The sequence below is a fragment of the Streptomyces sp. NPDC002640 genome (genome assembly GCF_053592575.1).
In genome coordinates this window covers 260,915-284,109 of record NZ_JBSFVZ010000007.1, presented here as the reverse complement: position 1 = coordinate 284,109, position 23,195 = coordinate 260,915, and the positions used below count along the sequence as shown (strand labels likewise).

Genomic DNA, 23,195 nt, shown 5'->3' with positions numbered 1-23,195 from the left:
TCACATGTCCGAACCGACCGGTGCCGCCCGCAGGCGCGGGCCCTTCAAGGTCGGGGACCAGGTTCAGCTGACCGACCCCAAGGGCCGCCACTACACGTTCACGCTGGAAGCGGGAAAGAACTTCCACACCCACAAGGGTTCCTTCCCGCACGACGAGCTGATCGGCGCCCCCGAGGGAAGCGTTGTCCGCACCACGGGGAACGTCGCCTACCTGGCGCTGCGCCCCCTGCTCCCCGACTACGTCCTGTCCATGCCCCGCGGCGCAGCCGTGGTCTACCCCAAGGACGCGGGGCAGATCCTGGCCTTCGCCGACATCTTCCCCGGCGCGCGCGTCGTGGAGGCCGGCGTGGGCTCCGGATCGCTCAGCTCCTTCCTGCTGCGCGCCATCGGCGACCAGGGCATGCTCCACTCCTACGAGCGCCGCGAGGACTTCGCCGAGATCGCGAAGCAGAACGTCGAGCGCTACTTCGGCGGCGAGCACCCCGCCTGGCAGCTCACCGTGGGCGACCTCCAGGACAACCTCAGCGACACCGAGGTCGACCGGGTCATCCTCGACATGCTCGCCCCCTGGGAGTGCCTGGAGGCCGTCTCCAAGGCGCTCGTTCCCGGCGGCATCCTCTGCTGCTACGTGGCCACCACCACGCAGCTCGCCCGCACCGTCGAGTCCATCCGTGAGATGGGCTGCTTCAACGAGCCGACGGCGTGGGAGTCGATGATCCGCAACTGGCACATCGAGGGCCTCGCGGTCCGCCCGGACCACCGGATGATCGGCCACACCGGCTTCCTGCTCACCGCCCGCCGCCTCGCGGACGGCGTCGAGCCGCCCATGCGCCGCCGCCGCCCCGCCAAGGGCGCCTACGGCGAGGACTACGCCGGCCCCAACGCCGACGGCGGCTCCCGCTAGGGCCGTCCGGCGTGCGCGCCCGTGCGCACGCCCCCGCAACTCCCCGGCGCACCGGCCGGGTTGCCGCGCACCGCACGGCAACCCGGCCGGTGCGCCTCGCTGTTGGCGGGCGTGACCTGCCGCGCGGCGCCGTCCGCACGCGGTGTACGCCCCGTGAACGGTCCGCGCACACCCGGACCCCGCGGTTCCCCGGCCGTGTGACGTGTGGCACGATGCTGGACAACCCACCGGCACCGTCCCTCCACGGGAGACACCCACTCGTGCAGCACCCCGACGTCCCGGAACTGGCGCACGCGCACGCCTCCCCCCGCCCGATCCACTGGCTCGCCACGGCCACCGCCGTCGCCGGCGTGATGGCCCTGTCCTCCCTGGTGCAGCCCGGCCACGCCACCGCGGCGCCGCCCCGGGACGACAAGGCCGCCTCCGCCGCTCCGGCCGCCCCCGCCCGCCCGGCCCCCGACCCGGCCGCCGCGCGGCTGCCGCTGGACTGCGGCGACATCGCCGAACCGGTGGTGGCCCGGCAGAGCGCCGGCGACCTCGACGGCGACGGCAACCCCGAGACGGTCGCCGCCGTCCACTGCGACAGCGCCATGGGCACACCGCCCGACGCCGTGTACGTCATCACCCGCGCGGGGGACACCGGCGAGCCCCGGGTGGTCGCCACCCTGGTCGGGCCGAAGGAACGCCGCAACGTCACCGAGCTGGCGGTGCGCGACGGGCAGGTCGAGGCCACCGTGCTCGGGTACTCCTCGCAGGACGTGCCCAGTTGCTGCCCGGACGTCGAGGAGGACGTCAACTGGCGCTGGGCCGACGGCGCGTTCCACCGCGGTTCCCCCGAGGTCACCGAACAGGTCTGAGCAGGGCGTACCGCTGCCGCCCGGTCACCTCACGGGCCGCCCCGGGGCCGCCCGCCGCTCCGTCCGGCCGGTCGTCGTGATGTTCACTGCTTTCGATTCACGTTCCTTGGGTATCTCCCTGGCAGTGAGGGAGAGCGCAAGGGTGAAGATCGGACACACTCCGACGGTCTTTGTGATCTAGGGTTTCAATCGACACCCGCCCAGGTAGGGTCTGGAAGCGTCCAGCTCCCCTTGGAGGAGGTGAGGACCGTGGCAGCCCACGACGACGACATGAACCGCGGCATCCGCCCGGGTCGAGGGTCCGAGGACCCGGCCGGGCAGATCGCCTACCTTGAGCAGGAGATCGCCGTCCTGCGACGCAAGCTCGCCGACTCTCCGCGGCACACGAGGCTTCTCGAAGAGCGGATCGTCGAGTTGCAGACCAATCTGGCCGGCGTGTCCGCGCAGAACGAGCGGCTGGCCGGCACACTCCGCGAGGCCCGCGACCAGATCGTGGCCCTCAAGGAGGAGGTCGACCGGCTCGCGCAGCCGCCGGCCGGATTCGGAGTGTTCCTCGCGGCGAACGAGGACGGCACCGCCGACATCTTCACCGGCGGCCGCAAGCTCCGGGTGAACGTCAGCCCCAGCATCGACCTGGACGAGCTCCGGCGCGGCCAGGAGGTGATGCTCAACGAGGCGCTCAACGTGGTCGAGGCCATGCAGTTCGAGCGCGTCGGCGAGATCGTCACCCTCAAGGAGGTCCTGGAGGACGGCGAGCGCGCCCTGGTGACCGGGCACACCGACGAGGAGAAGGTGGTCCGGCTCGCCGAACCGCTCCTCGACGTCACCATCAGGGCCGGCGACGCCCTGCTGCTCGAACCCCGCTCCGGGTACGTCTACGAGGTCGTGCCCAAGAGCGAGGTCGAGGAACTGGTCCTCGAAGAGGTGCCCGACATCGGGTACGAGCAGATCGGCGGCCTCGGCGGCCAGATCGAGGCCATCCGGGACGCGGTCGAGCTCCCCTACCTGTACCCGGACCTCTTCAAGGAGCACGAGCTGCGCCCGCCCAAGGGCGTCCTGCTCTACGGCCCGCCCGGCTGCGGCAAGACGCTCATCGCCAAGGCCGTCGCCAACTCGCTGGCCAAGAAGGTCGCCGAGGTCACCGGCCAGGCGGCGGGCAAGAGCTTCTTCCTCAACATCAAGGGTCCCGAGCTCCTCAACAAGTACGTCGGCGAGACCGAGCGGCAGATCCGCCTGGTCTTCCAGCGGGCCCGGGAGAAGGCCAGCGAGGGCACGCCCGTCATCGTCTTCTTCGACGAGATGGAGTCCCTCTTCCGCACCCGTGGCTCCGGCGTGAGCTCGGACGTCGAGAACACCATCGTCCCGCAGCTCCTCGCCGAGATCGACGGCGTGGAGGGCCTGCAGAACGTGGTCGTGATCGGCGCCTCGAACCGCGAGGACATGATCGACCCGGCCATCCTGCGCCCCGGCCGGCTCGACGTGAAGATCAAGATCGAGCGTCCGGACGCCGAGGCGGCCAAGGACATCTTCGGCAAGTACCTCACCGAGCGCCTGCCGCTCCACGCGGACGACCTGTCCGAGCACGGCGGCGACCGGGCGGCCACGGTCCAGAACATGATCCAGTCCGCGGTCGAGCACATGTACGCGGAGTCCGAGGAGAACCGCTTCCTGGAGGTCACCTACGCCAACGGTGACAAGGAGGTCCTGTACTTCAAGGACTTCAACTCCGGCGCCATGATCGAGAACATCGTGGGCCGGGCCAAGAAGATGGCGATCAAGGACTTCCTCGACCACAGCCAGCGCGGTCTGCGGGTCTCCCACCTCCTCCAGGCGTGCGTGGACGAGTTCAAGGAGAACGAGGACCTGCCCAACACGACCAACCCGGACGACTGGGCCCGGATCTCCGGCAAGAAGGGCGAGCGGATCGTGTACATCCGCACCCTGATCACCGGGAAGCAGGGCGCGGACACCGGACGGTCCATCGACACGGTGGCCAACACCGGTCAGTACCTGTAACCACGAGGGGGCGGCCGCGGGTGCCTGCGAGGCACCCGCGGCCGCCTCTTACTCCCACCCGCCCGTACGGGCGCGCGGGAGCGGCAAAGAGGCGAATGATCTCCCCGTCGGCGCCGTGGCGTTCTAGGCTCTGCAGTACCGCCGCTCCGCCGCCGCGGGCAGACCGGAACGGGCACGCACCTGCGCCGGAGCACGGGTGGGACTTGAGGGCCGCCCCCGACCGAGGGCGCCGCCGGGCAAGGAGGGCCGCATGACCGTACGGCGAGTGATGGGGATCGAGACGGAGTACGGGATCTCCGTTCCCGGCCACCCCAACGCCAATGCCATGCTCACCTCGTCCCAGATCGTCAACGCCTACGCGGCGGCGATGCACCGGGCCCGCCGGGCCCGCTGGGACTTCGAGGAGGAGAACCCGCTGCGGGACGCGCGCGGCTTCGACCTGGCGCGCGAGGTCGCCGACTCCAGCCAGCTCACCGACGAGGACATCGGCCTCGCCAACGTGATCCTGACCAACGGCGCCCGCCTCTACGTGGACCACGCCCACCCGGAGTACAGCGCCCCCGAGGTCACCAACCCGCGGGACGCGGTGCTCTGGGACAAGGCCGGCGAGCGGATCATGGCCGAGGCCGCCGAGCGGGCCGCCCAGCTGCCCGGCGCGCAGCCCATCCACCTCTACAAGAACAACACCGACAACAAGGGCGCCTCCTACGGGACGCACGAGAACTACCTGATGAAGCGGGAGACCGCCTTCTCGGACATCGTGCGCCACCTGACGCCCTTCTTCGTCTCCCGGCAGGTCTTCGCCGGCGCCGGCCGCGTCGGCATCGGCCAGGACGGCAACGAGCACGGCTTCCAGCTGAGCCAGCGGGCGGACTACTTCGAGGTCGAGGTGGGCCTCGAGACCACCCTGAAGCGGCCCATCATCAACACCCGCGACGAACCGCACGCGGACGCGGAGAAGTACCGCCGCCTGCACGTGATCATCGGCGACGCCAACCTCTCCGAGATCTCGACCTACCTCAAGCTGGGCACCACCTCCCTGGTCCTGTCCATGATCGAGGACGGTTTCATCGCCGTCGACCTGGCCGTGGACCAGCCGGTGCGCACCCTGCACCAGGTCTCCCACGACCCGACGCTCAAGCGGCTGGTCACGCTCCGCAGCGGCCGGAAGCTCACCGCGGTGCAACTGCAGATGGAGTACTACGAGCTGGCCCGCAAGTACGTCGAGGAGCGCCTGGGCGTCGACGCCGACGACCAGACCAAGGACGTGCTCGCCCGGTGGGAGGACGTCCTGGGCCGCCTGGAGAACGACCCCATGAGCCTGGCCGGCGAGCTGGACTGGGTGGCCAAGCGGGAGCTCATGGAGGGCTACCGGCGCCGGGACTCCCTGGACTGGGACGCCCCGCGGCTCCACCTGGTCGACCTGCAGTACGCCGACGTGCGGCCCGACAAGGGCCTCTACAACCGCCTGGCGGCCCGGGGGCGGATGAAGCGGCTGCTCGACGAGCAGGAGGTGCTCAGGGCCGTCACGCAGCCTCCGGAGGACACCCGGGCCTACTTCCGCGGCCGCTGCCTGGAGCAGTACGCGGACGACGTGGCCGCCGCCTCCTGGGACTCGGTGATCTTCGACCTCCCCGGCCGGGACTCGCTCCAGCGGGTGCCCACGCTGGAGCCCCTGCGGGGTACCCGGGCGCACGTCAAGGAACTGCTCGACCGGTGCCGGACGGCGGAGGAACTGGTCAAGGTGCTGAGCGGCAACAACTGAGCGATCTTCCACCCCCGCTTTCGGGGTGGGACCGGTCGTGAAGGGGAATCATCGGGATGGTTTCCCCGTGTGAGGGAACTGTGGGGTCGATGTCGGACCCTGCTTGTAGGGTCTGATCGAGAACGTCGAACCGAGCGGGGTGAGGGTTATGGCGACCAAGGACACCGGCGGCGGACAGCAGAAGGCCACGCGGTCGACCGAGGAGGTCGACGAGCAGGCGCAGGAGGCGCAGGCGAGCGAGGACCTGAAGGAACGGCAGGAGGCGCTGAGCGACGACGTCGACTCCGTCCTGGACGAGATCGACGACGTGCTCGAGTCGAATGCCGAGGAGTTCGTGCGTTCCTTCGTGCAGAAGGGCGGCCAGTAGGCCTCAGGGCCTTCGAAGCGAAGGCGCAGTGCCGAGCACGGGGGCTGCCCTCCGGCGGCCCCCGTGCTCCGGTGTTCGAAGGTGGATCATCGCCTGAGTGCGGGTAGGGTCCGTGGCACAACCAACTGTGCTTCAGCTTGCTCGAACCGCGCAGGTCGGATGCGACGGCGGCGCGGAAGCCGTGTTCTTCGGAAGGAAATGCGTGGAAGCCAACACTCGTGACACGGGGCGACTGCCGGCCGCCTTCCTGACTCCGGGATCCTCCTCCTTCATGGACTTCCTGGCGGGGCACCAGCCGGACCTGCTGCCCGGCAAGCGGCAGCTGCCGCCGATGCAGGGCGTCGTCGAGGCCCCGCACGGCACCACCATCGTGGCGGTGACGTTCCCGGGCGGCGTGGTCCTGGCGGGTGACCGGCGGGCCACCATGGGCAACGTGATCGCCCAGCGCGACATCGAGAAGGTGTTCCCGGCCGACGAGTACTCCGCGGTGGGCATCGCGGGCACGGCCGGTCTGGCCGTGGAGATGGTGAAGCTGTTCCAGCTCGAGCTGGAGCACTTCGAGAAGGTCGAGGGCGCCCAGCTCTCCCTCGAGGGCAAGGCCAACCGGCTGTCGACGATGATCCGCTCCAACCTGGCGATGGCCATGCAGGGCCTGGCGGTCGTGCCGCTGTTCGCCGGCTACGACCTGGACGCCGGCCGGGGCCGCATCTTCTCCTACGACGTCACCGGCGGCCGCTCCGAGGAGCACCAGGGCTTCGCGGCCACGGGCTCCGGCTCGCTGTTCGCCCGTGGCTCGATGAAGAAGCTCTACCGCGAGGACCTGACGGAGGAGCAGGCGACCACCCTGGTCGTCCAGGCCCTGTACGACGCGGCCGACGACGACTCGGCGACGGGCGGCCCGGACATGGCGCGCCGGATCTTCCCGATCGTCACCGTGATCACCGAGGACGGATTCCGCCGGCTGACGGACACGCAGTCGTCGGGGATCGCCCGCTCGGTCCTGGACCGCCGGCTCGAGGAGCCCGACGGCCCGCGCGCGGCGCTGCTCTGACGGCGCGTCGCCCTCACGGACCCTCAGGACGATCCCTGTGACCTCTACCAACCCTTCGACGGAATCCACGGAAAGGGACGGATAACCGGTGTCGACGCCGTTCTATGTCTCACCCCAGCAGGCGATGGCGGACCGGGCGGAATACGCCCGCAAGGGCATCGCGCGCGGCCGCTCCCTGGTCGTGCTGCAGTACGCCGACGGCATCGTCTTCGTCGGTGAGAACCCGTCCCGCGCGCTGCACAAGTTCAGCGAGATCTACGACCGCATCGGCTTCGCCGCGGCGGGCAAGTACAACGAGTACGAGAACCTCCGCATCGGCGGCGTGCGTTACGCGGACCTGCGCGGCTACACCTACGACCGGGGCGACGTCACCGCGCGCGGCCTGGCCAACGTGTACGCGCAGACGCTGGGCACCATCTTCTCCAGCGCGGGGGAGAAGCCCTACGAGGTCGAGCTGGTGGTGGCCGAGGTGGGGGAGACCCCCGAGGGCGACCAGATCTACCGGCTGCCGCACGACGGCTCCATCGTGGACGAGCACGGCTCGGTCGCGGTCGGCGGCAACGCCGAGCAGATCAGCTCCTACCTCGACCAGCGCCACCGCGAGGGCATGACCCTCGGCGAGGCCCTCAAGCTGGCCGTGCAGGCGCTCTCCCGCGACACCAGCGGCTCCGAGCGGGAGATCCCCGCGGAGCGCCTGGAGGTGGCGGTCCTGGACCGCACCCGGCCGCAGCGGCGGAAGTTCCGCCGGATCACCGGGCCGCGCCTGGAGCGCCTCCTGGTGGACGGCGGCGAGGGCGGGGCCACGGCCGCCGAGCCCGATAAGCCCGAGGGGCCGGCGAAGTCGGAGGGGCCGGCGGACTCCGCCGAGAGCTGACCGGTCCGGCCGGCCGGAGCACGGGGCCGCCCGAGCACCCGGCCGTCGGAACACCGACTCCGTACACCGACTCCGAGTACCAACTCCGAGTACCGACCTCCAGCACCGGTTCCGTGCCGCGTGCCCACGGCCCTCGCCGTGCGCACGCGGCACCGTCGTGTCCGGGCCCCGAGCGGGCCGGGTCCGGGCGGCGGGCGGCCGGTGTCAGGGGGCGGGCGGGGGAGCGGTCGAGCCCCTGACGACCAGGTCGACCGGGATGTCCCGGGTGACCGGCGCACGGCCGTCGATCACCGACAGCAGCGCCTCCATGCCGCGCTCCCCGGTCAGCTCCGCGTCCAGGCGGACGGTGGTGAGCTCCGGCTCCAGGGCCAGCGCGAGGATCTGGTCGTCCACCCCGGTGACCGACAGGTCCCGGGGCACCCGCAGCCCCAGGCCGCGGGCCGCCTTGTAGGCGCCCACCGCGAGCATGTCGTCGTCGCAGACCACGGCCGTCGGGCGGGGGCCCGGCGCGCGCAGGGCGGCCTCCACGGCGGCGCGGCCGTGCTCCGGGGTCATACCGGAGGCGGCGGTGACCAGCGCGGTGTCCGCCACCGCCGCCAGCCGGTCCTCCAGCGCCCGGGCCCGCTGGGCGAAGGTCCACGAGGGCACGTCCGCCCGCAGGTGCAGGAACCGGCGGTGGCCGAGGCCCAGCAGGTGGTCGGCCACCTGGCGGACGCCGTCCGCGATGTCCAGGTTGACGGTGGCGGTGCCCGGGGTGGCGCCGGGCTCGCTGTCCAGCATCACCAGCGGAAGCCGGTCGCCGCGCAGCACGGTCAACGCCCGCGCGGCCATCGACGAGGCCAGCACCCCGTCCAGCGCGGCCGGCGCCGAGGCGAAGGGGTCCCGGGCCGGGCCGACGCCCGCCGGTGAGGGGTAGAGCACGATCGAGAAGCCGTGCGTCGCGGCGACCCGGGCGGCACCGGTGTGCACCCCGGCGAAGAAGTGCGTGGTCAGCGAGGGGACCACCAGGAGGACCGTGCGGGTGCGGCCGGTGCGCAGGTTCCTCGCCGCCAGGTTGGGCCGGTAGCCGAGGGTGCGGGCGGCCTCCCGCACCCGCTCCGCGGTGGGCTCGGAGATCCGGCCGTGCCATTTGCCGCCCAGGACGAGTGAGACGGAGGCCTGCGAGACGCCGGCCGCGCGGGCCACGTCCTTGCTGGTGGGGCGGGTCTTGCCTGATGGGGGCATGGTCGCGCGCTTCTCCGGGTCGGGGCTCGTCTGGACTGCGAGTCGTCGGACATGCTACGTATGACGTTCACGTTATACGTAAAACGGAGGGCGTTGCATGCTGTCGCGGTACCTGGAGATCCTCAAGGCCCGGCATGCCGCGCGCCTCCTGGCGGGAACGCTGGTGGGCCGACTGCCCAACGCCACGTCGGCGATCGCCATCGTCCTGTTCGTCCGGGCCGAGGGCGGTTCCTACAGCCTGGCCGGAGCGCTGGCCGCGGTGTACGGCGTCGCCAACGCCGTCGGCCAGCCGGTGCTGGGCCGCCTGGTCGATCTCCACGGGCAGCCGCGGGTGCAGTTGCCCGCCGCCGTGCTGGCCGCCGCGGGGATGGCCGTCTTCGCCTTCACCGGCCTGGACCCCCTGCCCGTCGCCTACCTGGCCACCGCCGCCGCCGGTCTGTTCACCCCGCCGCTGGAGGGCGGACTGCGCGCCCTGTGGCCCTCCGTCCTGCGCCGCGAGGACCAGATCCACACCGCCTACGCCATGGACGCCGTGGCCCAGGAGGTGATGTTCACGGTGGGCCCGCTGCTGGTCTCGCTGTTCATCGCCGTCTGGTCGCCGATGGCCGCGCTGCTGGCGCTCAACGTGATCGGCGTGCTCGGCGCCCTCTCCGTGGTCGTCTCGCAGCCCTCCAGAGCCTGGCGCTCGGCGCCCCGCGAGGCGCACTGGCTGGGGGCGCTGCGCTCCGGGGGACTGCTGGTCCTGCTGGGCGCGCTCTTCTTCGTGGGCATCGCGCTCGGCTCCATCACGGTCGCCGCCGCCGCCTACGCCGACCGCAGCGGCGACGACAGCGACGCGGTCTACGCCCTCCTGCTCGCGGCCCTCGGCTTCGGCGCCCTGATCGGCGGCGGCTTCTACGGCGCCCGTGAGTGGGCGGGAGCCCCCGAGCGGCGGCTGAAGATCCTGGTCGCCCTGCTGGCCGTCGGCTACGCCCCGCTCGTCCTGATGCCGGGGCCGGCGCCGATGACCCTGCTGGCCGCCCTCGCCGGCGTGTTCCTGGCGCCCACCATCGCCTGCGCCTTCGTCCTGGTGGACCGGCACGCCCCCCGCGGCACGGTCACCGAGGCGTTCTCCTGGCTGGTGACCACCTTCACCGTGGGCCAGTCGGTGGGCACCGGCGTCGCCGGCCCGGTGCTGGAGCTCTTCGGGACCCGGGCCGGATTCGCCGTCCCGGCCGCCGCCGGAGCGGTCTCCCTGCTGGTGCTGCTCGCCTCCCGGGGCGCGCTGGCGAAGCCCCGGAATCTCGGGAGAGTCGCCGCCGCTTCGGAAAATGATCCGAATCGGACCGTCGAACCCCGTTTCAGCTCGGGGGATCGGGCGTAATGTTCAGACATGGACCGCCGAATTTTCGGGCTGGAGAACGAGTACGGCGTCACGTGCACGTTCAGGGGACAGCGCCGTCTGTCGCCTGACGAGGTGGCGCGGTACCTCTTCCGGCGTGTCGTGTCATGGGGCCGCAGCAGCAATGTGTTTCTGCGAAACGGCGCCCGCCTCTATCTCGACGTGGGATCGCATCCGGAATACGCCACACCCGAATGCGACAACGTGACGGAGCTCGTCACCCACGACAAGGCCGGCGAGCGCATTCTGGAAGGTCTTCTCGTCGACGCGGAACGCCGCCTGCACGAGGAGGGGATCGCGGGCGACGTCTACCTCTTCAAGAACAACACCGACTCGGCGGGGAACTCGTACGGCTGCCACGAGAACTATCTGGTGGCCCGGCACGGCGAGTTCTCCCGGCTGGCGGACATCCTGATCCCCTTCCTGGTCACGCGGCAGCTGCTGTGCGGGGCGGGCAAGGTCCTCCAGACCCCCCGCGGCGCGGTGTACTGCGTCAGCCAGCGGGCCGAGCACATCTGGGAGGGCGTCTCCTCGGCGACCACCCGCTCGCGGCCCATCATCAACACCCGCGACGAGCCGCACGCGGACGCCGAGCGCTACCGCCGCCTGCACGTGATCGTGGGCGACTCCAACATGTCGGAGACGACCATGCTGCTCAAGGTCGGGGCCACCGACCTGGTGCTGCGCATGATCGAGGCCGGCACGGTGATGCGCGACCTCACCCTGGAGAATCCGATCCGGGCCATCCGCGAGGTCAGCCACGACATCACCGGCCTCCGCAAGGTGCGCCTGGCCAGCGGCCGGGAGGCCTCGGCGCTGGAGGTGCAGCGCGAGTACTACGAGAAGGCCTGCGAGTTCGTCGACCGGCGCGGCATCCGCACCGGCGTCGTCGAGCAGGTGCTCGAGCTCTGGGGCCGCACCCTGGACGCCATCGAGACGGAGGACCTCGACAAGGTCGGCACCGAGATCGACTGGGTGATCAAGTACAAGCTGCTGGAGCGCTACCGCGCCAAGCACAACATGACCATGTCGAACCCGCGGGTCGCCCAGATAGACCTCGCCTACCACGACATCCACCGCCGCCGCGGCCTCTACTACCTGCTGGAGAAGAAGGGCCAGGCCAAGCGGATCTGCAACGACGTCAAGATCTTCGAGGGCAAGTCGGTGCCGCCGCAGACCACGCGGGCCCGGCTGCGCGGCGACTTCATCAAGCGGGCCCAGGAACAGCGCCGCGACTTCACGGTCGACTGGGTCCACCTCAAGCTCAACGACCAGGCCCAGCGCACGGTCCTGTGCAAGGACCCGTTCCGTTCGGTCGACGACCGGGTGGAGAAGCTGATCGCCGGGATGTAGCCGGCCGGCAGGGCCGCGGCACGGCGCACGGGGTTCCGGAGAGCATCCGGAACCCCCGTCCGCACGTACGGGAGCGGTGAGGCGGGGAACCCGTAGAGTGACGCGGGACGCCAACTCGAAGATCGACCGATAGAGGCCCCCATCGTGCGCCGACGCTCACTCCTCCTGGCTGTTCCCGCCGGACTGGCCACCCTCTCCGCCTGTGGCTCCGACTCGTCGGACAAGGAGGCGGAGGCCAGCACCAAGCCGTCCCCGGAGTCGTCCGCCTCCGCCCCGCCGCCGCCGAAGATCGTCGACGGCCCGCTCCCGGAGATCACCGGCGGAACCGCGTTCGGGGAGAAGCCGACGGTGGCCAAGGGCTCCGGATCGCCGTCGAAGGACCTGGCGGTGCGCACGGTGATCGCCGGCAACGGACGCACGGTCGCCGAGAACGACTTCGTCCAGGCCCAGTACTTGGGGCAGAACTGGGAGACCGCGAAGGTCTTCGACAACTCCTACGACCGCAAGAGCCCCATCGTGATCCAGCTCGCCCAGGGCCAGATCATCGACGGCTGGCGCTACGGGCTGGCGGGCAAGAAGGCCGGCAGCCGCGTGATGATGGCGATCCCGCCCACCTGGGGCTACGGCGAGCAGGGCAACGCGCAGGCCGGCATCAAGGGCGACGACACCCTGGTGTTCGTGATCGACATCGAGAACACCTTCAACGCCCGCAGCTCCGCCGACGGCAGCAAGGTCGCGCAGTCCGACGCGGCGCTCCCCAAGGTCGGCACCAACACCGACGGCAAGGCCCCCTCGGTCGAGATCCCCAAGGGCGCGGCGCCGAAGAAGCTGGTCTCCGAGTACGTCCTCGAGGGCGACGGACCGGAGGTCGCCGAGGACGCCACCGTCCTGGTGCAGTACAAGGGTGTGCTCTGGGCGGACGGCAAGGAGTTCGACTCCACCTACGGCCGCGGCGCGCTCACCTCGTTCTCGCTCCAGCAGGTCGTCCCGGGCTGGGCGCAGGGACTGGCCGGCAAGAAGGTCGGCAGCCGCGTCCTGATCGTGATCCCGCCGGACCTCGGCTACGGCGACACCCCGCCGGAGGGCAGCCCGATCAAGAAGGACTCGACGCTCGTCTTCACCGTGGACCTGCTGGCGACCATGTGACGTCCGGGATGGGAGACTGCTCCCGTTGCATCGTGTCGTCCATCAGCAGGAGAGAAGTTTCGTGAGCATCGAGAAGCCCGAGGTCGACTTCCCGGGTGGCGAGCCGCCGGCGGACCTCGAGATCAAGGACATCTGGGAGGGCGACGGCCCGGAGGCCAAGGCCGGCGACGTCGTCTCCGTCCACTACGTCGGCGTGTCCTTCTCGTCCGGCGAGGAGTTCGACTCGTCCTGGAACCGCGGCACCCCGCTGCGCTTCCAGCTCGGTGTCGGCCAGGTCATCAGCGGCTGGGACAAGGGCGTGCAGGGCATGAAGGTCGGCGGCCGCCGCCAGCTGATCATCCCGCCGCACCTCGCCTACGGGGAGCGGGGCGCCGGCCGCGCCATCGGCCCCAACGAGACGCTGATCTTCGTCTGCGACCTGGTCGCCGTCTGATCTCGAGTCGTCCCGCCACGGTCGACGAGTGATCGGAAACGATCACAGTGGGCTTTCAGGGGTCCGCGCCCGGTCCGGGCGCGGACCCCTCGGCTTTCCCCCCGGCCCCCCGAAACGGTACGGTCGTCCGTCGGAAGTGTGTGAGGGAGAGGGCGTAGGGCGTCGATGGCGATTGCCAAGGCAGAGCGGCTGATGAACCTGGCACTGTGCCTGCTGGGCACCCGGCGGCCGCTCAGCAAGCGGGAGCTCCGCGCCTCCCTGGAGGCCTACATGGAGGCCTCCACCGACGAGGCGTTCAACCGCATGTTCGAGCGGGACAAGGACGACCTGCGGGAACTCGGGCTGGTCATCGAGACCGTCGAGAACCTCGACGGCGAGATCGGCTACCTCGCCCGCCACGACTCCAACCAGCTGCCGCCCATCACCCTGGACGCCGAGGAAGCCGCCGCCCTGGGCCTGGCCGCCAGCGTGTGGCAGCAGGCCCGGCTGGCCGGCGCGGCCAGCGGCGCCCTGCAGAAGCTGCGCGCGGCCGGACTGCCCGAGGACGTCGACCCCTACGCGGCCCACGGCGCCCTCGAGCCGCGCATCCCGGTCCACGAGGCCGCGTTCGAGCCGCTGATGCTGGCCTGCCGCGACCGCCGTCCGGTCGTCTTCGACTACCGCAAGGCCACCGCCGCCGCCCCCGAGACCCGTCAGGTCGAGCCCTGGGCGCTGGAGTGCTGGCGCGGGCACTGGTACCTGGCCGGCTGGGACCGAGACCGCGGCGCCGAGCGGGTCTTCCGGCTCTCCCGCATCACCGGCAAGGTCCGCGCCCGCGCGGGCGCCTTCACCGCCGAGGTCCCCGACGTGGTCGGCATCCGCGAGACCGTCGCCTGCTGGGCCGGCGAGAGCGCCGACCGGTCCGCCCTGATCCGGCTCCGCGCCGGCTGCGGCTACCCGCTGCGCGCCCGCGCCACCGCCGTCCGCCCGCTCGGCGACGGCTGGGACGAGGTGGAGATCCCGTACGGCCACGGCCTCGACGCCCTGCTCGTCGAGTTCGGACCCGACGTGGTGGCACTGGAGCCGGCCGAACTGCGGGCCGACGTGATCGACCGGCTGCGCGCCGTGGCCAAGGGCTGAGGGGGAACAGCAGCATGACGACCAGCCGGGGCAGCCGCCCCGCCAACGCCATCGACCAGACCCGGCGGATGCTCTCCCTGGTCACCTACCTCCGGGAGCGCCCCGGCGCCCGGGTCGCCGACGTGGCCCGCGCCTTCGGCGTCAGCGGCGACGAGCTGATCGCGGACCTGGAGCTGCTGCCCATGTGCGGGACCAGCTTCCGCGGCGGCGACCTGCTCGACATCGACACCGACGGCGAGCGCATCTGGTGGCACAACCCCGCCGCGCTCTCCTCCGAGGCGGCCCAGCCGCTGCGCCTCGCCTCCGACGAGGCCACCGCCCTGCTCGTCGCCGCCCGCGCCGTCGCCACCCTGCCCGGCCTGCGCGAGGGCGACCGGCAGGCGCTGCTGCGGGCCACCGCCAAGGTGGAGGCGGCGGCCGGCGAGACCGCCGAGGCCAGCTCCCGCCTCTCGGTGACCTTCGAGTCCGAGGGCGGCGTCTTCGCCGACGTCGACCGGGCCATCTCCGAGGGCCGCCGGCTGTGGATCCGCTACTGGTCCCCGGCCCGTGACGAGGTCACCGAGCGGGAGATCGACCCCATCCGCCTGGTCAGCGTCGGCCACACCTACGTCGAGGCCTGGTGCCGCCGTTCCGAGGCCCGCCGCACCTTCCGCCTGGACCGGGTCGCCGAGATCCGCATCCTCGACGAGCCCTCCGAGCCGCCCCGGATCGAGCCGCGCGACCTGTCCGCCGGACTGGTCCAGCCGTCCGCCGACGACCCCGAGGTCGTGGTCGAGACCGGCCCGGCCGGACGCTGGGTCGCCGAGTACTACCCCCACGAGGGCGCCGAGGAGCTCCCTGACGGCGGTCTGCGGATCACCATCCGCACGCCCGCCCCGGAGTCCCTGCGCCGCCTCGCGCTGCGGCTCGGCCCCGACGGGCGGATCGTCGCGCCGGTCGAACTCGCCGAGAGCGCCCGGGACGCCGCCCGCGAGGCGCTGGCCGCGTACGGGGAGGGCGGTCTGTTCGAGGCCGCCGACCCGGTGTGCCCCGCCGCTCCGGCGGACCCGGCCGGCGCGGGCGCCGCCCCGGCAGGCGCGTAGGCTCGTCCCATGTCCGGTGCGATGTTCTGGGCGATGCTCGCGGTCGCCCTCGGTTTCCTGGGGCTCACCGTCCTCGCCTTCTTCGCCGTGCGGGTCTTCGTGGAGGCCCGGCGGCTCGGTGCGCAGGTGGAGGACTCCGCCCGGCGCATCGGCGGCGCCGCGGCCGACCTGGAGGAGGCGGCGGAACGGACGGCCAGGGCGGCGCGGACCCTCTGAGGCCTCACCCGCGCGAAGTCCTGCCCGGATACGCGCGGTGCGGCGGGGAGGGGCGGTGAGCGGGCTGCGTGAGTCTGTTCGAGCGAGGGCGGGGGCGGGTACGCTGCTGTCTCGCGGGCCGGAAACGAGGCATCGGCTCGTGTGACCGGGAGTACGCCCCGGGGACGCCCGTCGTTCATCCCCGGACGTTACGATCGCTGGCGGAGGCCGGACTGCTGTCCGCTCCGACAGCCAAACACCCCCAGTGGCCTCGGTGAGAAGGTAAAGACTTATGGGACGGCTCGGACCTACCGAGATCATTCTGATCCTCGTCGTCATCCTGCTGCTGTTCGGCGCCAAGAAGCTGCCCGACATGGCGCGGTCCCTCGGCAAGTCCGCCCGCATCCTCAAGAGCGAGGCCAAGGCGATGAAGGACGAGGGCAAGAAGGACGAGGCGGCCCCCGCCGGCCCGCCCGCGGACGAGCCCGCGCAGCGCGTCATCCAGGCCGCTCCCGGTGACGTGACGAGCTCGCGCCCGGTGAACGAGCCGACCGACACGACCAAGCGCTGACGTCCGGGCCGGACCCCCTTCCGGCCTGCCGCACGAGATGAGGATGTGGGTTGCTCAAGTCTGCCCGCAAACAGGAGAAGGACCCTGAGGGGCGGATGCCCCTGACGGAGCACCTTCGGGAACTCCGCAGCCGGTTGTCCAAGGCGGTCGTCGCGATCGTCGCCGTGACGATCGGCGCGGTGTTCTTCAGCGAACAGCTGATGGACTTCCTCGCGGCTCCCGTGCCCATCTGCGAAGGCGGATTCGCGCAGAGCAAGGGCGGCAACTGCGCGGTGCTGTCGTTCAACACGCTGGCGTCGCCCTTCACCGTGACGGTCAAGGTCAGCCTCATGGCGGGCCTGATCATCGCCAGCCCGGTCTGGCTGTACCAGCTGTGGGCCTTCGTGGCCCCGGGTCTGCACCAGCACGAGCGCAAGTACACGTACACCTTCGTGGCCGCCGCCGTGCCGCTGTTCGTGGGCGGCGCCTGGCTCGCCTACGTGGTGCTGCCGGTCAGCGTCAAGGTGCTGCTGAGCCTCACGCCCGACGTGGCGTCCAACATGCTGACGCTCGACGACGTCCTGGACTTCACCGTCCGGATGGTGCTGATCTTCGGTCTGGCCTTCGAGCTGCCGCTCCTGCTGATCATGCTCAACATGGTCGGCGTGGTCACCGGCAGGCGGATGGCCGGCTGGTGGCGCGGCGTGGTCATGGGCGTCTTCGTCTTCGGCGCCATCGCGACCCCCACCACCGACCCCGTCGGCATGCTCGCCCTCTCCGGCCCGATCGTGGTGCTGTTCTTCCTGGCTGTCGGCTTCTCGCTCCTCAACGACAGACGCCGGGCGCGCAAGAACAAGGACGCCGCCCTCTCCGACGACGAGGCGTCCCAGCTGGACCTGACGCCGGAGGCCATCGGGGAGGTCCAGCCGGTGGCGGCCGCGCCGATGCTGCCGGAGCAGGCGGGCGGCGGGCGCGCGGAACTGCCGGGCAAGGTCAACGGTTACGACGACGTGACCTGACCGGGCTCCCCCCGGGGTCGCGGACCTCGTAGGGTGCCGCCGTGACCAGCGACATCACCCTCTTCGTCAACCCCACCGCGGGCCGCGGCCGGGGCGCCCACGCGGCGCAGCCGGCCGCTTCGGCGTTGCGGGACGCCGGGTTCTCCGTGCGCACCGTCCTCGGCCTGGACGCCGACGACGCGCTGGACCGGGCCCGCGAGGCCGTGGCCGCCGGCACCGGGGCCCTGGTCGCCGTCGGCGGCGACGGCCTGGTCCACCTCGCCCTCCAGGCGGTGGCCGGCACCGGCACCCCGCTCGGCGTGGTGGCCGTCGGCACCGGCAACGACTTCGCCGGCGCGCTGGGCCTGCCGCGGCGCGACCCGGCCGCCGCGGCCCGGCGGATCGCCCGGGACCTCAAGGAGTCCCGGCTCGCCGACGTCGACCTGGGCCGGGCGAACGGGCGCTGGTTCGGCACCGTGATCGCCACCGGCTTCGACTCGCGGGTCAACGACCGGGGGAACCGGATGAGGCTGCCGGTCGGCCGGTTCCGCTACGACCTGGCGATCCTCGCCGAGCTCGCCGCGTTCCGCCCCCTGCCGTACCGGATGACGCTGGACGGGGGCGCGACCCGTGACGTCGAGGCGACGCTGATCGCCGTCGGCAACGGCTCCTCCTACGGCGGCGGGATGCGGATCTGCCCCGGGGCGGACCTGCGGGACGGGCTCTTCGACGTGACCGTCGTCGGCGGCTGCGGCCGGAGCACCCTGCTGAAGGTCTTCCCGAAGGTGTACCAGGGCACCCACGTCGACCATCCGGTGGTCACCACGCACCGGGCCGCCCGGATCGAGCTGGTCGCCCAGGACCTGACCGCCTACGTCGACGGCGAGCGGCTCGGCCCGCTGCCGGTCACCGCCGAGTGCGTCCGCAGCGCCGTGCGGGTGGCCGGGGCCGGCTGACCGCCCGACCGCTCGCCCGCCCGCCCGCCCGACCGCTCGCCCGCCCGACCGCCCGCAAAAGATCGTTCGGTTGTCGGCGCCGACGGGTACGCTCGAACGTACGATGACAGAGGATCTCTCCCCCGCCGAACGGTACGCGGCAGCCCGCAGGCGCTCCGCGGAGCAGGCCACCGCCCTCGGCACGTTCCGCGAGATGTACGACTTCGGCCTCGATCCGTTCCAGATAGAGGCCTGCAAGGCGCTGGAGGCGGGCAAGGGCGTGCTGGTGGCCGCCCCCACGGGCTCCGGCAAGACGATCGTCGGCGAGTTCGCCGTCCACCTGGCCCTGAACCAGGGCAAGAAGTGCTTCTACACCACGCCCATCAAGGCGCTCTCCAACCAGAAGTACTCCGACCTGTGCCGCCGCTACGGCGCCGACAAGGTCGGTCTGCTCACCGGTGACAACAGCGTCAACTCCGACGCCCCCGTGGTCGTGATGACCACCGAGGTGCTGCGGAACATGCTCTACGCGGGCTCGCAGACCCTGCTGGGGCTCGGCTATGTGGTCATGGACGAGGTGCACTACCTCTCCGACCGGTTCCGGGGCGCGGTCTGGGAGGAAGTGATCATCCACCTCCCCGAGTCCGTCACCCTGGTCTCGCTCTCCGCCACGGTCTCCAACGCCGAGGAGTTCGGCGACTGGCTGGACACCGTGCGCGGCGACACCCAGGTGATCGTCTCCGAGCACCGCCCCGTACCGCTGTTCCAGCACGTGCTCGCCGGGCGCCGGATGTACGACCTGTTCGAGGAGGCGGAGGGCCACAAGAAGGCCGTCAACCCGGACCTGACCCGGATGGCGCGCCTGGAGGCCAGCCGTCCGTCGTTCCAGGAGCGCCGCCGCGGCAAGATGATGCGCGAGGCCGACCGGGAGCGGGAGCGCCGCCAGCGCTCCCGGATCTGGACGCCCAGCCGCGCCGAGGTCATCGAGCGGCTCGACGCCGAGGGCCTGCTCCCGGCGATCACCTTCATCTTCAGCCGGGCCGGCTGCGAGGCCGCCGTCCAGCAGTGCCTCTACGCCGGGCTGCGGCTCAACGACGAGGACGCCCGCGAGAAGGTCCGCGCCCTGGTGGAGGAGCGCACCGCCTCCATCCCGGCCGAGGACCTCCACGTCCTCGGCTACTACGAGTGGCTGGAAGGCCTCGAGCGCGGCATCGCCGCCCACCACGCGGGCATGCTGCCGACCTTCAAGGAGGTCGTCGAGGAACTCTTCGTGCGCGGCCTGGTGAAGGCGGTCTTCGCCACCGAGACGCTGGCGCTGGGCATCAACATGCCCGCCCGCTCCGTGGTGCTGGAGAAGCTGGTCAAGTGGAACGGCGAGACCCACGCCGACATCACCCCCGGCGAGTACACCCAGCTCACCGGCCGGGCCGGCCGCCGCGGCATCGACATCGAGGGCCACGCCGTGGTGCTGTGGCAGCGCGGGATGAACCCCGAGCACCTCGCCGGCCTCGCGGGCACCCGCACCTATCCGCTGCGGTCCAGCTTCAAGCCCTCGTACAACATGGCCGTGAACCTCGTCGACCAGTTCGGGCGGCACCGCTCGCGGGAGCTGCTGGAGACCTCGTTCGCCCAGTTCCAGGCCGACAAGTCGGTGGTCGGGATCTCGCGCCAGGTCCAGAAGAACGAGGAGGGGCTGGAGGGCTACAAGGAGGCCATGACCTGCCACCTCGGCGACTTCGAGGAGTACGCGCGGCTGCGCCGCGAGCTCAAGGACCGGGAGAACGAGCTCGCGCGGCAGGGCGCGAACGTGCGCCGTGCCGAGGCCGCCGCCTCCCTGGAGAAGCTGAAGCCCGGCGACATCATCCACGTGCCGACCGGCAAGTACGCGGGGCTCGCCCTGGTCCTCGACCCCGGCCTGCCCGCCGGGCGCACCAACGGCGACCGCGGCTTCGAGCGGCACGACGGGCCGCGCCCGCTGGTGCTCACCGCCGAACGCCAGGTCAAGCGGCTGGCCGAGATGGACTTTCCGGTGCCGGTGGAGGCGCTGGACCGGATGAGGATCCCCCGGTCGTTCAACGCGCGCTCCCCCCAGTCCCGCCGCGACCTGGCCTCCGCGCTGCGGACCAAGGCCGGTCACATCGCGCCCGAGCGGCACCGCAAGCGCCGCGCGGAGGCCGCCGACGACCGGGAGATCAAGCGGCTGCGCACCGCGCTGCGGGCGCACCCCTGCCACGGCTGCGACCAGCGCGAGGACCACGCCCGGTGGGCCGAGCGCTACCACCGGCTGCTGCGCGACACCTCGCAGCTGGAGCGGCGCATCGAGGGCCGGACCAACACCATCGCCCGGACCTTCGACCGGATCGTCGCCCTGCTGACCGAGCTGGACTACCTGCGCGGCAACGAGGTCACCGAGCACGGCAAGCGGCTGGCCCGCCTCTACGGCGAGCTGGACCTGCTGGCCAGCGAGTGCCTGCGGGCCGGCGTCTGGGAGGACCTGAAGCCGGCGGAACTCGCGGCCTGCGTCTCGGCGCTGGTCTACGAGTCCCGGTCCGGGGACGACGCGCTGGCCCCGAAGGTGCCGTCCGGCAAGGCCAAGGCGGCGCTGGACGAGACGGTCCGCATCTGGGGCCGCCTGGACGCGCTGGAGGAGGAGTTCCGCATCCGGCAGACCGAGGGCGTGGGCCAGCGGCAGCCGGACCTCGGCTTCGCCTGGGCGGCCTACATGTGGGCCTCCGACAAGGGGCTGGACGAGGTGCTCCGGGAGGCCGAGATGCCGGCCGGCGACTTCGTCCGCTGGTGCAAGCAGGTCATCGACGTGCTCGGCCAGATCGCCGCGGCGGCCCCCTCCGAGGGGTCCACGGTGCCCAGGACGGCCCGCAAGGCCGTCGACGGCCTGCTGCGGGGCGTGGTGGCCTACTCCTCGGTGGGGTAGACGGACGCCGGGCCGGGGAATCGTCCGCGGCGGGCGCCGGGTCAGGAGGGGAAGCCCTCCAGCTCGCGCCCGCTGCGGAAGGCGTGGCGCACGCCGGTCACCGGGTCGGTGAAGCTCAGGGCGCGGGCCAGCAGCTGGAGCGGCCGGGAGAAGTCCCCGGGCGCGGCCGGAGGCAGGACCTCGGGGTACAGCGGGTCCCCGAGGATGGGCACGCCCAGCGAGCACAGGTGGACGCGCAGCTGGTGCGTCTGGCCGGTCCGCGGGAGCAGCCGGTACCGGGCCAGGCCGCCGCGCCGCTCCAGCAGCTCCACCCGGCTGACGGCGTTCGGCTCGCCCTCCACCTCGCGGGCGGTCAGCGATCCCCGCTCCTTCACCATCCTGCTGCGCACCTCGCGGGGCAGTTCCAGCGCCGGGTCGAACGGCGCGATCGCCTCGTACTCCTTGGTGACGTGCCGGTCCCGGAAGAGCGACTGGTAGGCGCCCCGCTCCTCGGGCCGCACGGTGAACAGGACCAGGCCGGCGGTGTGCCGGTCCAGCCGGTGCGCGGCGGTCAGCGTGGGGATGGAGAGGTCACGCCGCAGCCGGGCGAGCGCCGTCTCGGCGACATGGCTGCCGCGCGGGGTGGTGGCCAGGAAGTGCGGCTTGTCGGCGACCACGACGTGCTCGTCCCGGTACACGATCCCGACGGGGAACGGCACCCGTTCCTCGTCCGGCAGGTCGCGGTGGAACCAGACGCACAGCCCCGCCCGGTAGGGCGTCGCGGGATCCACCGGGCGGCCGTCCGCGCCGACGATCTCCCCGGCGGCGAACATCGCGTCGAGCAGTGCGGGATCGGCCGCCAGCCGGGCCCTCAGGTGCTCGCCGACCGTCGTCCCCGGGCCCCCCGCGGGCAGCCGGATCCGCACCGCGTCGACACCGTCGCGCTGCGGCAGGGGAGAGGACGGGGCGGAGGTGCGGCGGGGCATCGTCGGTGGGGGTCGTGGCGCGGCGGCCAAGCGGGCGGCGGTCGGGTGCGTGGTGCCTAGGCGGGGCGCCGGTCGGTCCGTCCCGCCGAAGCGGGGCGGCGGTCGGGCGTCGGCGTCCGGCGGCGGGACGTCAGGCCGCGGGACGTCAGGCGGCGGCGGGGGAGAGCACCGGGGCGTCCGCGGGGGCGCCCTCCTGCTCGGCCTCGACGGCCGCGTTCCACTCCGGCTTGGCGGCCTGCCAGCGGTCCTCGGTGTGGCCCAGACGCCAGTAGCCGGAGACCGAGAGGTCCTCGCGGGGGACCTGCCGCTCCACGCGCAGCAGCCGGCGCAGGTCGCGCACGAAGCCCGCCTCGCCGTGCACGAAGGCGTGCACGCGGCCCTCGGGCCACTCCAGCGACTCGACGGCCGGGACCAGCAGGGAGCCCACCGGCGCCTCGCCGCGGTGCAGCCAGACGATCTCGGCCTCGCAGTCGACCGGCTGCTCCTCCTCCGGACCGGCGACCTCCACGAAGGCGCGGACCTGAACGCCCTTCGGCAGCGCCTCCAGGGCGGCGGCGATGGCCGGCAGCGCGCTCTCGTCACCGGCCAGCAGGTGCCAGTCGGCCGCCGGGTCGGGGGCGTAGGCGCCGCCGGGGCCCAGCATGACGAGGGTGTCGCCGGGCCGCGCGCGCAGGGCCCACGGGCCGGCCAGGCCCTCGTCGCCGTGGACCACGAAGTCCAGGGTCAGCTCGCGCGCCGCCGGGTCCCAGGCGCGCACCGTGTAGGTGCGGGTGACCGGCCACTGCTCGCGGGGGAACTCCTCGCGGATGCGGGCCATGCTGAAGGGCTCGGGGTAATCGACGCCCTCGGCGGGGAACACCAGCTTGACGTAGTGGTCCGTGCACGTCCCGGCCTCGAACGCCGCCAGGCCGTCGCCGCCGAAGACCACCCGCTGCATGTGCGGGGTGAGCCGCTCGGTGCGGATCACCCGCCCGAGGTGCGACTGAGGAGTCTTGCGGACCGGGCGCGCTGCCATGACGGGCCTCCCTGCTAGTTAGCTTAGGCTCCC

Annotated in this window: 21 protein-coding genes; 18 read left to right on the top strand and 3 right to left on the bottom strand. The window is 72.1% G+C overall.

The window, feature by feature from the left end:
* Positions 1-4 precede the first annotated feature (4 nt).
* The 7 genes from ACWD3O_RS12645 to prcA all read left to right on the top strand — a co-directional run bounded on the left by ACWD3O_RS12645 (position 5) and on the right by prcA (position 7,834).
* The gene (locus tag ACWD3O_RS12645; protein WP_151774704.1) at positions 5-904 is read left to right on the top strand and encodes a tRNA (adenine-N1)-methyltransferase; all 900 of its coding nucleotides are present in this window, start codon (positions 5-7) and stop codon (positions 902-904) included.
* Between the two features lie 260 nt (positions 905-1,164).
* Positions 1,165-1,761 carry a hypothetical protein gene (locus ACWD3O_RS12640; protein WP_451415821.1) on the top strand — a complete coding sequence of 199 codons (597 nt, stop codon included), beginning with the start codon at positions 1,165-1,167 and terminating at the stop codon, positions 1,759-1,761.
* 249 nt (positions 1,762-2,010) lie between these two features.
* Positions 2,011-3,777: a proteasome ATPase gene (gene arc / locus ACWD3O_RS12635; RefSeq protein WP_451414257.1), complete on the top strand. Its 1,767-nt coding sequence runs from the start codon at positions 2,011-2,013 to the stop codon at positions 3,775-3,777.
* Between the two features lie 250 nt (positions 3,778-4,027).
* Positions 4,028-5,542, top strand: coding sequence for a depupylase/deamidase Dop (gene dop, locus ACWD3O_RS12630; RefSeq protein WP_451414335.1), 1,515 nt, complete (start codon positions 4,028-4,030; stop codon positions 5,540-5,542).
* Positions 5,543-5,690: 148 nt separating this feature from the next.
* Positions 5,691-5,909 carry a ubiquitin-like protein Pup gene (locus ACWD3O_RS12625; protein ID WP_382558816.1) on the top strand — a complete coding sequence of 73 codons (219 nt, stop codon included), beginning with the start codon at positions 5,691-5,693 and terminating at the stop codon, positions 5,907-5,909.
* A 202-nt stretch (positions 5,910-6,111) separates the two neighbouring features.
* A complete protein-coding gene (gene prcB, locus ACWD3O_RS12620; protein ID WP_451414336.1) occupies positions 6,112-6,960 on the top strand; it encodes a proteasome subunit beta in 849 nt (282 codons plus the stop codon).
* A gap of 88 nt (positions 6,961-7,048) precedes the next feature.
* Positions 7,049-7,834 (top strand): proteasome subunit alpha, encoded by a 786-nt coding sequence (gene prcA / locus ACWD3O_RS12615; protein WP_451415820.1) that lies wholly within the window; start codon positions 7,049-7,051, stop codon positions 7,832-7,834.
* A 204-nt stretch (positions 7,835-8,038) separates the two neighbouring features.
* On the opposite strand, the gene ACWD3O_RS12610 is transcribed toward prcA, so the two are convergent.
* The gene (locus ACWD3O_RS12610; protein ID WP_451415819.1) at positions 8,039-9,058 is read right to left on the bottom strand and encodes a LacI family DNA-binding transcriptional regulator; all 1,020 of its coding nucleotides are present in this window, start codon (positions 9,056-9,058) and stop codon (positions 8,039-8,041) included.
* A 97-nt stretch (positions 9,059-9,155) separates the two neighbouring features.
* On the opposite strand from ACWD3O_RS12610, the gene ACWD3O_RS12605 reads away from it, so the two are divergent.
* The 11 genes from ACWD3O_RS12605 to ACWD3O_RS12555 all read left to right on the top strand — a co-directional run bounded on the left by ACWD3O_RS12605 (position 9,156) and on the right by ACWD3O_RS12555 (position 21,182).
* Positions 9,156-10,421, top strand: a complete 1,266-nt coding sequence (locus ACWD3O_RS12605; RefSeq protein WP_451411078.1) for an MFS transporter — start codon at positions 9,156-9,158, stop codon at positions 10,419-10,421.
* 9 nt (positions 10,422-10,430) lie between these two features.
* Positions 10,431-11,792, top strand: a complete 1,362-nt coding sequence (gene pafA, locus ACWD3O_RS12600) for a Pup--protein ligase (RefSeq protein ID WP_451415818.1) — start codon at positions 10,431-10,433, stop codon at positions 11,790-11,792.
* 144 nt (positions 11,793-11,936) lie between these two features.
* Complete coding sequence (locus ACWD3O_RS12595) at positions 11,937-12,938, top strand: FKBP-type peptidyl-prolyl cis-trans isomerase (protein ID WP_451415817.1); 1,002 nt, start codon at positions 11,937-11,939, stop codon at positions 12,936-12,938.
* A gap of 61 nt (positions 12,939-12,999) precedes the next feature.
* Entirely contained in the window at positions 13,000-13,371 is a 372-nt protein-coding gene (locus ACWD3O_RS12590; RefSeq protein WP_356138089.1) for an FKBP-type peptidyl-prolyl cis-trans isomerase, read from the top strand.
* A 165-nt stretch (positions 13,372-13,536) separates the two neighbouring features.
* A complete protein-coding gene (locus ACWD3O_RS12585; protein ID WP_451415816.1) occupies positions 13,537-14,490 on the top strand; it encodes a helix-turn-helix transcriptional regulator in 954 nt (317 codons plus the stop codon).
* A 14-nt stretch (positions 14,491-14,504) separates the two neighbouring features.
* Complete coding sequence (locus ACWD3O_RS12580; RefSeq protein ID WP_451415815.1) at positions 14,505-15,572, top strand: helix-turn-helix transcriptional regulator; 1,068 nt, start codon at positions 14,505-14,507, stop codon at positions 15,570-15,572.
* Between the two features lie 21 nt (positions 15,573-15,593).
* On the top strand, positions 15,594-15,788 hold the full coding sequence (locus tag ACWD3O_RS12575) for a hypothetical protein (RefSeq protein ID WP_356138123.1): 195 nt from the start codon (positions 15,594-15,596) through the stop codon (positions 15,786-15,788).
* 271 nt (positions 15,789-16,059) lie between these two features.
* A complete protein-coding gene (gene tatA / locus ACWD3O_RS12570) occupies positions 16,060-16,338 on the top strand; it encodes a Sec-independent protein translocase subunit TatA (RefSeq protein ID WP_451411073.1) in 279 nt (92 codons plus the stop codon).
* A gap of 95 nt (positions 16,339-16,433) precedes the next feature.
* A complete protein-coding gene (gene tatC, locus ACWD3O_RS12565) occupies positions 16,434-17,336 on the top strand; it encodes a twin-arginine translocase subunit TatC (RefSeq protein ID WP_451411072.1) in 903 nt (300 codons plus the stop codon).
* A 41-nt stretch (positions 17,337-17,377) separates the two neighbouring features.
* Positions 17,378-18,271, top strand: a complete 894-nt coding sequence (locus tag ACWD3O_RS12560) for a diacylglycerol kinase (protein WP_451415814.1) — start codon at positions 17,378-17,380, stop codon at positions 18,269-18,271.
* A 103-nt stretch (positions 18,272-18,374) separates the two neighbouring features.
* The gene (locus tag ACWD3O_RS12555; RefSeq protein WP_451411070.1) at positions 18,375-21,182 is read left to right on the top strand and encodes a DEAD/DEAH box helicase; all 2,808 of its coding nucleotides are present in this window, start codon (positions 18,375-18,377) and stop codon (positions 21,180-21,182) included.
* 41 nt (positions 21,183-21,223) lie between these two features.
* Here ACWD3O_RS12555 and ACWD3O_RS12550 read toward each other — a convergent pair whose 3' ends face one another.
* Positions 21,224-22,147 (bottom strand): RluA family pseudouridine synthase, encoded by a 924-nt coding sequence (locus tag ACWD3O_RS12550; protein ID WP_451415813.1) that lies wholly within the window; start codon positions 22,145-22,147, stop codon positions 21,224-21,226.
* Positions 22,148-22,292: 145 nt separating this feature from the next.
* A complete protein-coding gene (locus tag ACWD3O_RS12545) occupies positions 22,293-23,162 on the bottom strand; it encodes a siderophore-interacting protein (RefSeq protein ID WP_451415812.1) in 870 nt (289 codons plus the stop codon).
* Positions 23,163-23,195: the final 33 nt, after the last annotated feature.

Bases quoted from the DNA above. Each gene is read 5' to 3' on its own strand.
- ACWD3O_RS12645 (WP_151774704.1), top strand. From the start codon at position 5: ATGTCCGAACCGACCGGTGCCGCCCGCAGGCGCGGGCCCTTCAAGGTC.
- dop (WP_451414335.1), top strand. From the start codon at position 4,028: ATGACCGTACGGCGAGTGATGGGGATCGAGACGGAGTACGGGATCTCC.
- ACWD3O_RS12625 (WP_382558816.1), top strand. From the start codon at position 5,691: ATGGCGACCAAGGACACCGGCGGCGGACAGCAGAAGGCCACGCGGTCG.
- ACWD3O_RS12610 (WP_451415819.1), bottom strand. From the start codon at position 9,058: ATGCCCCCATCAGGCAAGACCCGCCCCACCAGCAAGGACGTGGCCCGC.
- ACWD3O_RS12605 (WP_451411078.1), top strand. From the start codon at position 9,156: ATGCTGTCGCGGTACCTGGAGATCCTCAAGGCCCGGCATGCCGCGCGC.
- pafA (WP_451415818.1), top strand. From the start codon at position 10,431: ATGGACCGCCGAATTTTCGGGCTGGAGAACGAGTACGGCGTCACGTGC.
- ACWD3O_RS12585 (WP_451415816.1), top strand. From the start codon at position 13,537: ATGGCGATTGCCAAGGCAGAGCGGCTGATGAACCTGGCACTGTGCCTG.
- ACWD3O_RS12580 (WP_451415815.1), top strand. From the start codon at position 14,505: ATGACGACCAGCCGGGGCAGCCGCCCCGCCAACGCCATCGACCAGACC.
- ACWD3O_RS12575 (WP_356138123.1), top strand. From the start codon at position 15,594: ATGTTCTGGGCGATGCTCGCGGTCGCCCTCGGTTTCCTGGGGCTCACC.
- tatA (WP_451411073.1), top strand. From the start codon at position 16,060: ATGGGACGGCTCGGACCTACCGAGATCATTCTGATCCTCGTCGTCATC.
- tatC (WP_451411072.1), top strand. From the start codon at position 16,434: ATGCCCCTGACGGAGCACCTTCGGGAACTCCGCAGCCGGTTGTCCAAG.
- ACWD3O_RS12555 (WP_451411070.1), top strand. From the start codon at position 18,375: ATGACAGAGGATCTCTCCCCCGCCGAACGGTACGCGGCAGCCCGCAGG.
- ACWD3O_RS12550 (WP_451415813.1), bottom strand. From the start codon at position 22,147: ATGCCCCGCCGCACCTCCGCCCCGTCCTCTCCCCTGCCGCAGCGCGAC.
- ACWD3O_RS12545 (WP_451415812.1), bottom strand. From the start codon at position 23,162: ATGGCAGCGCGCCCGGTCCGCAAGACTCCTCAGTCGCACCTCGGGCGG.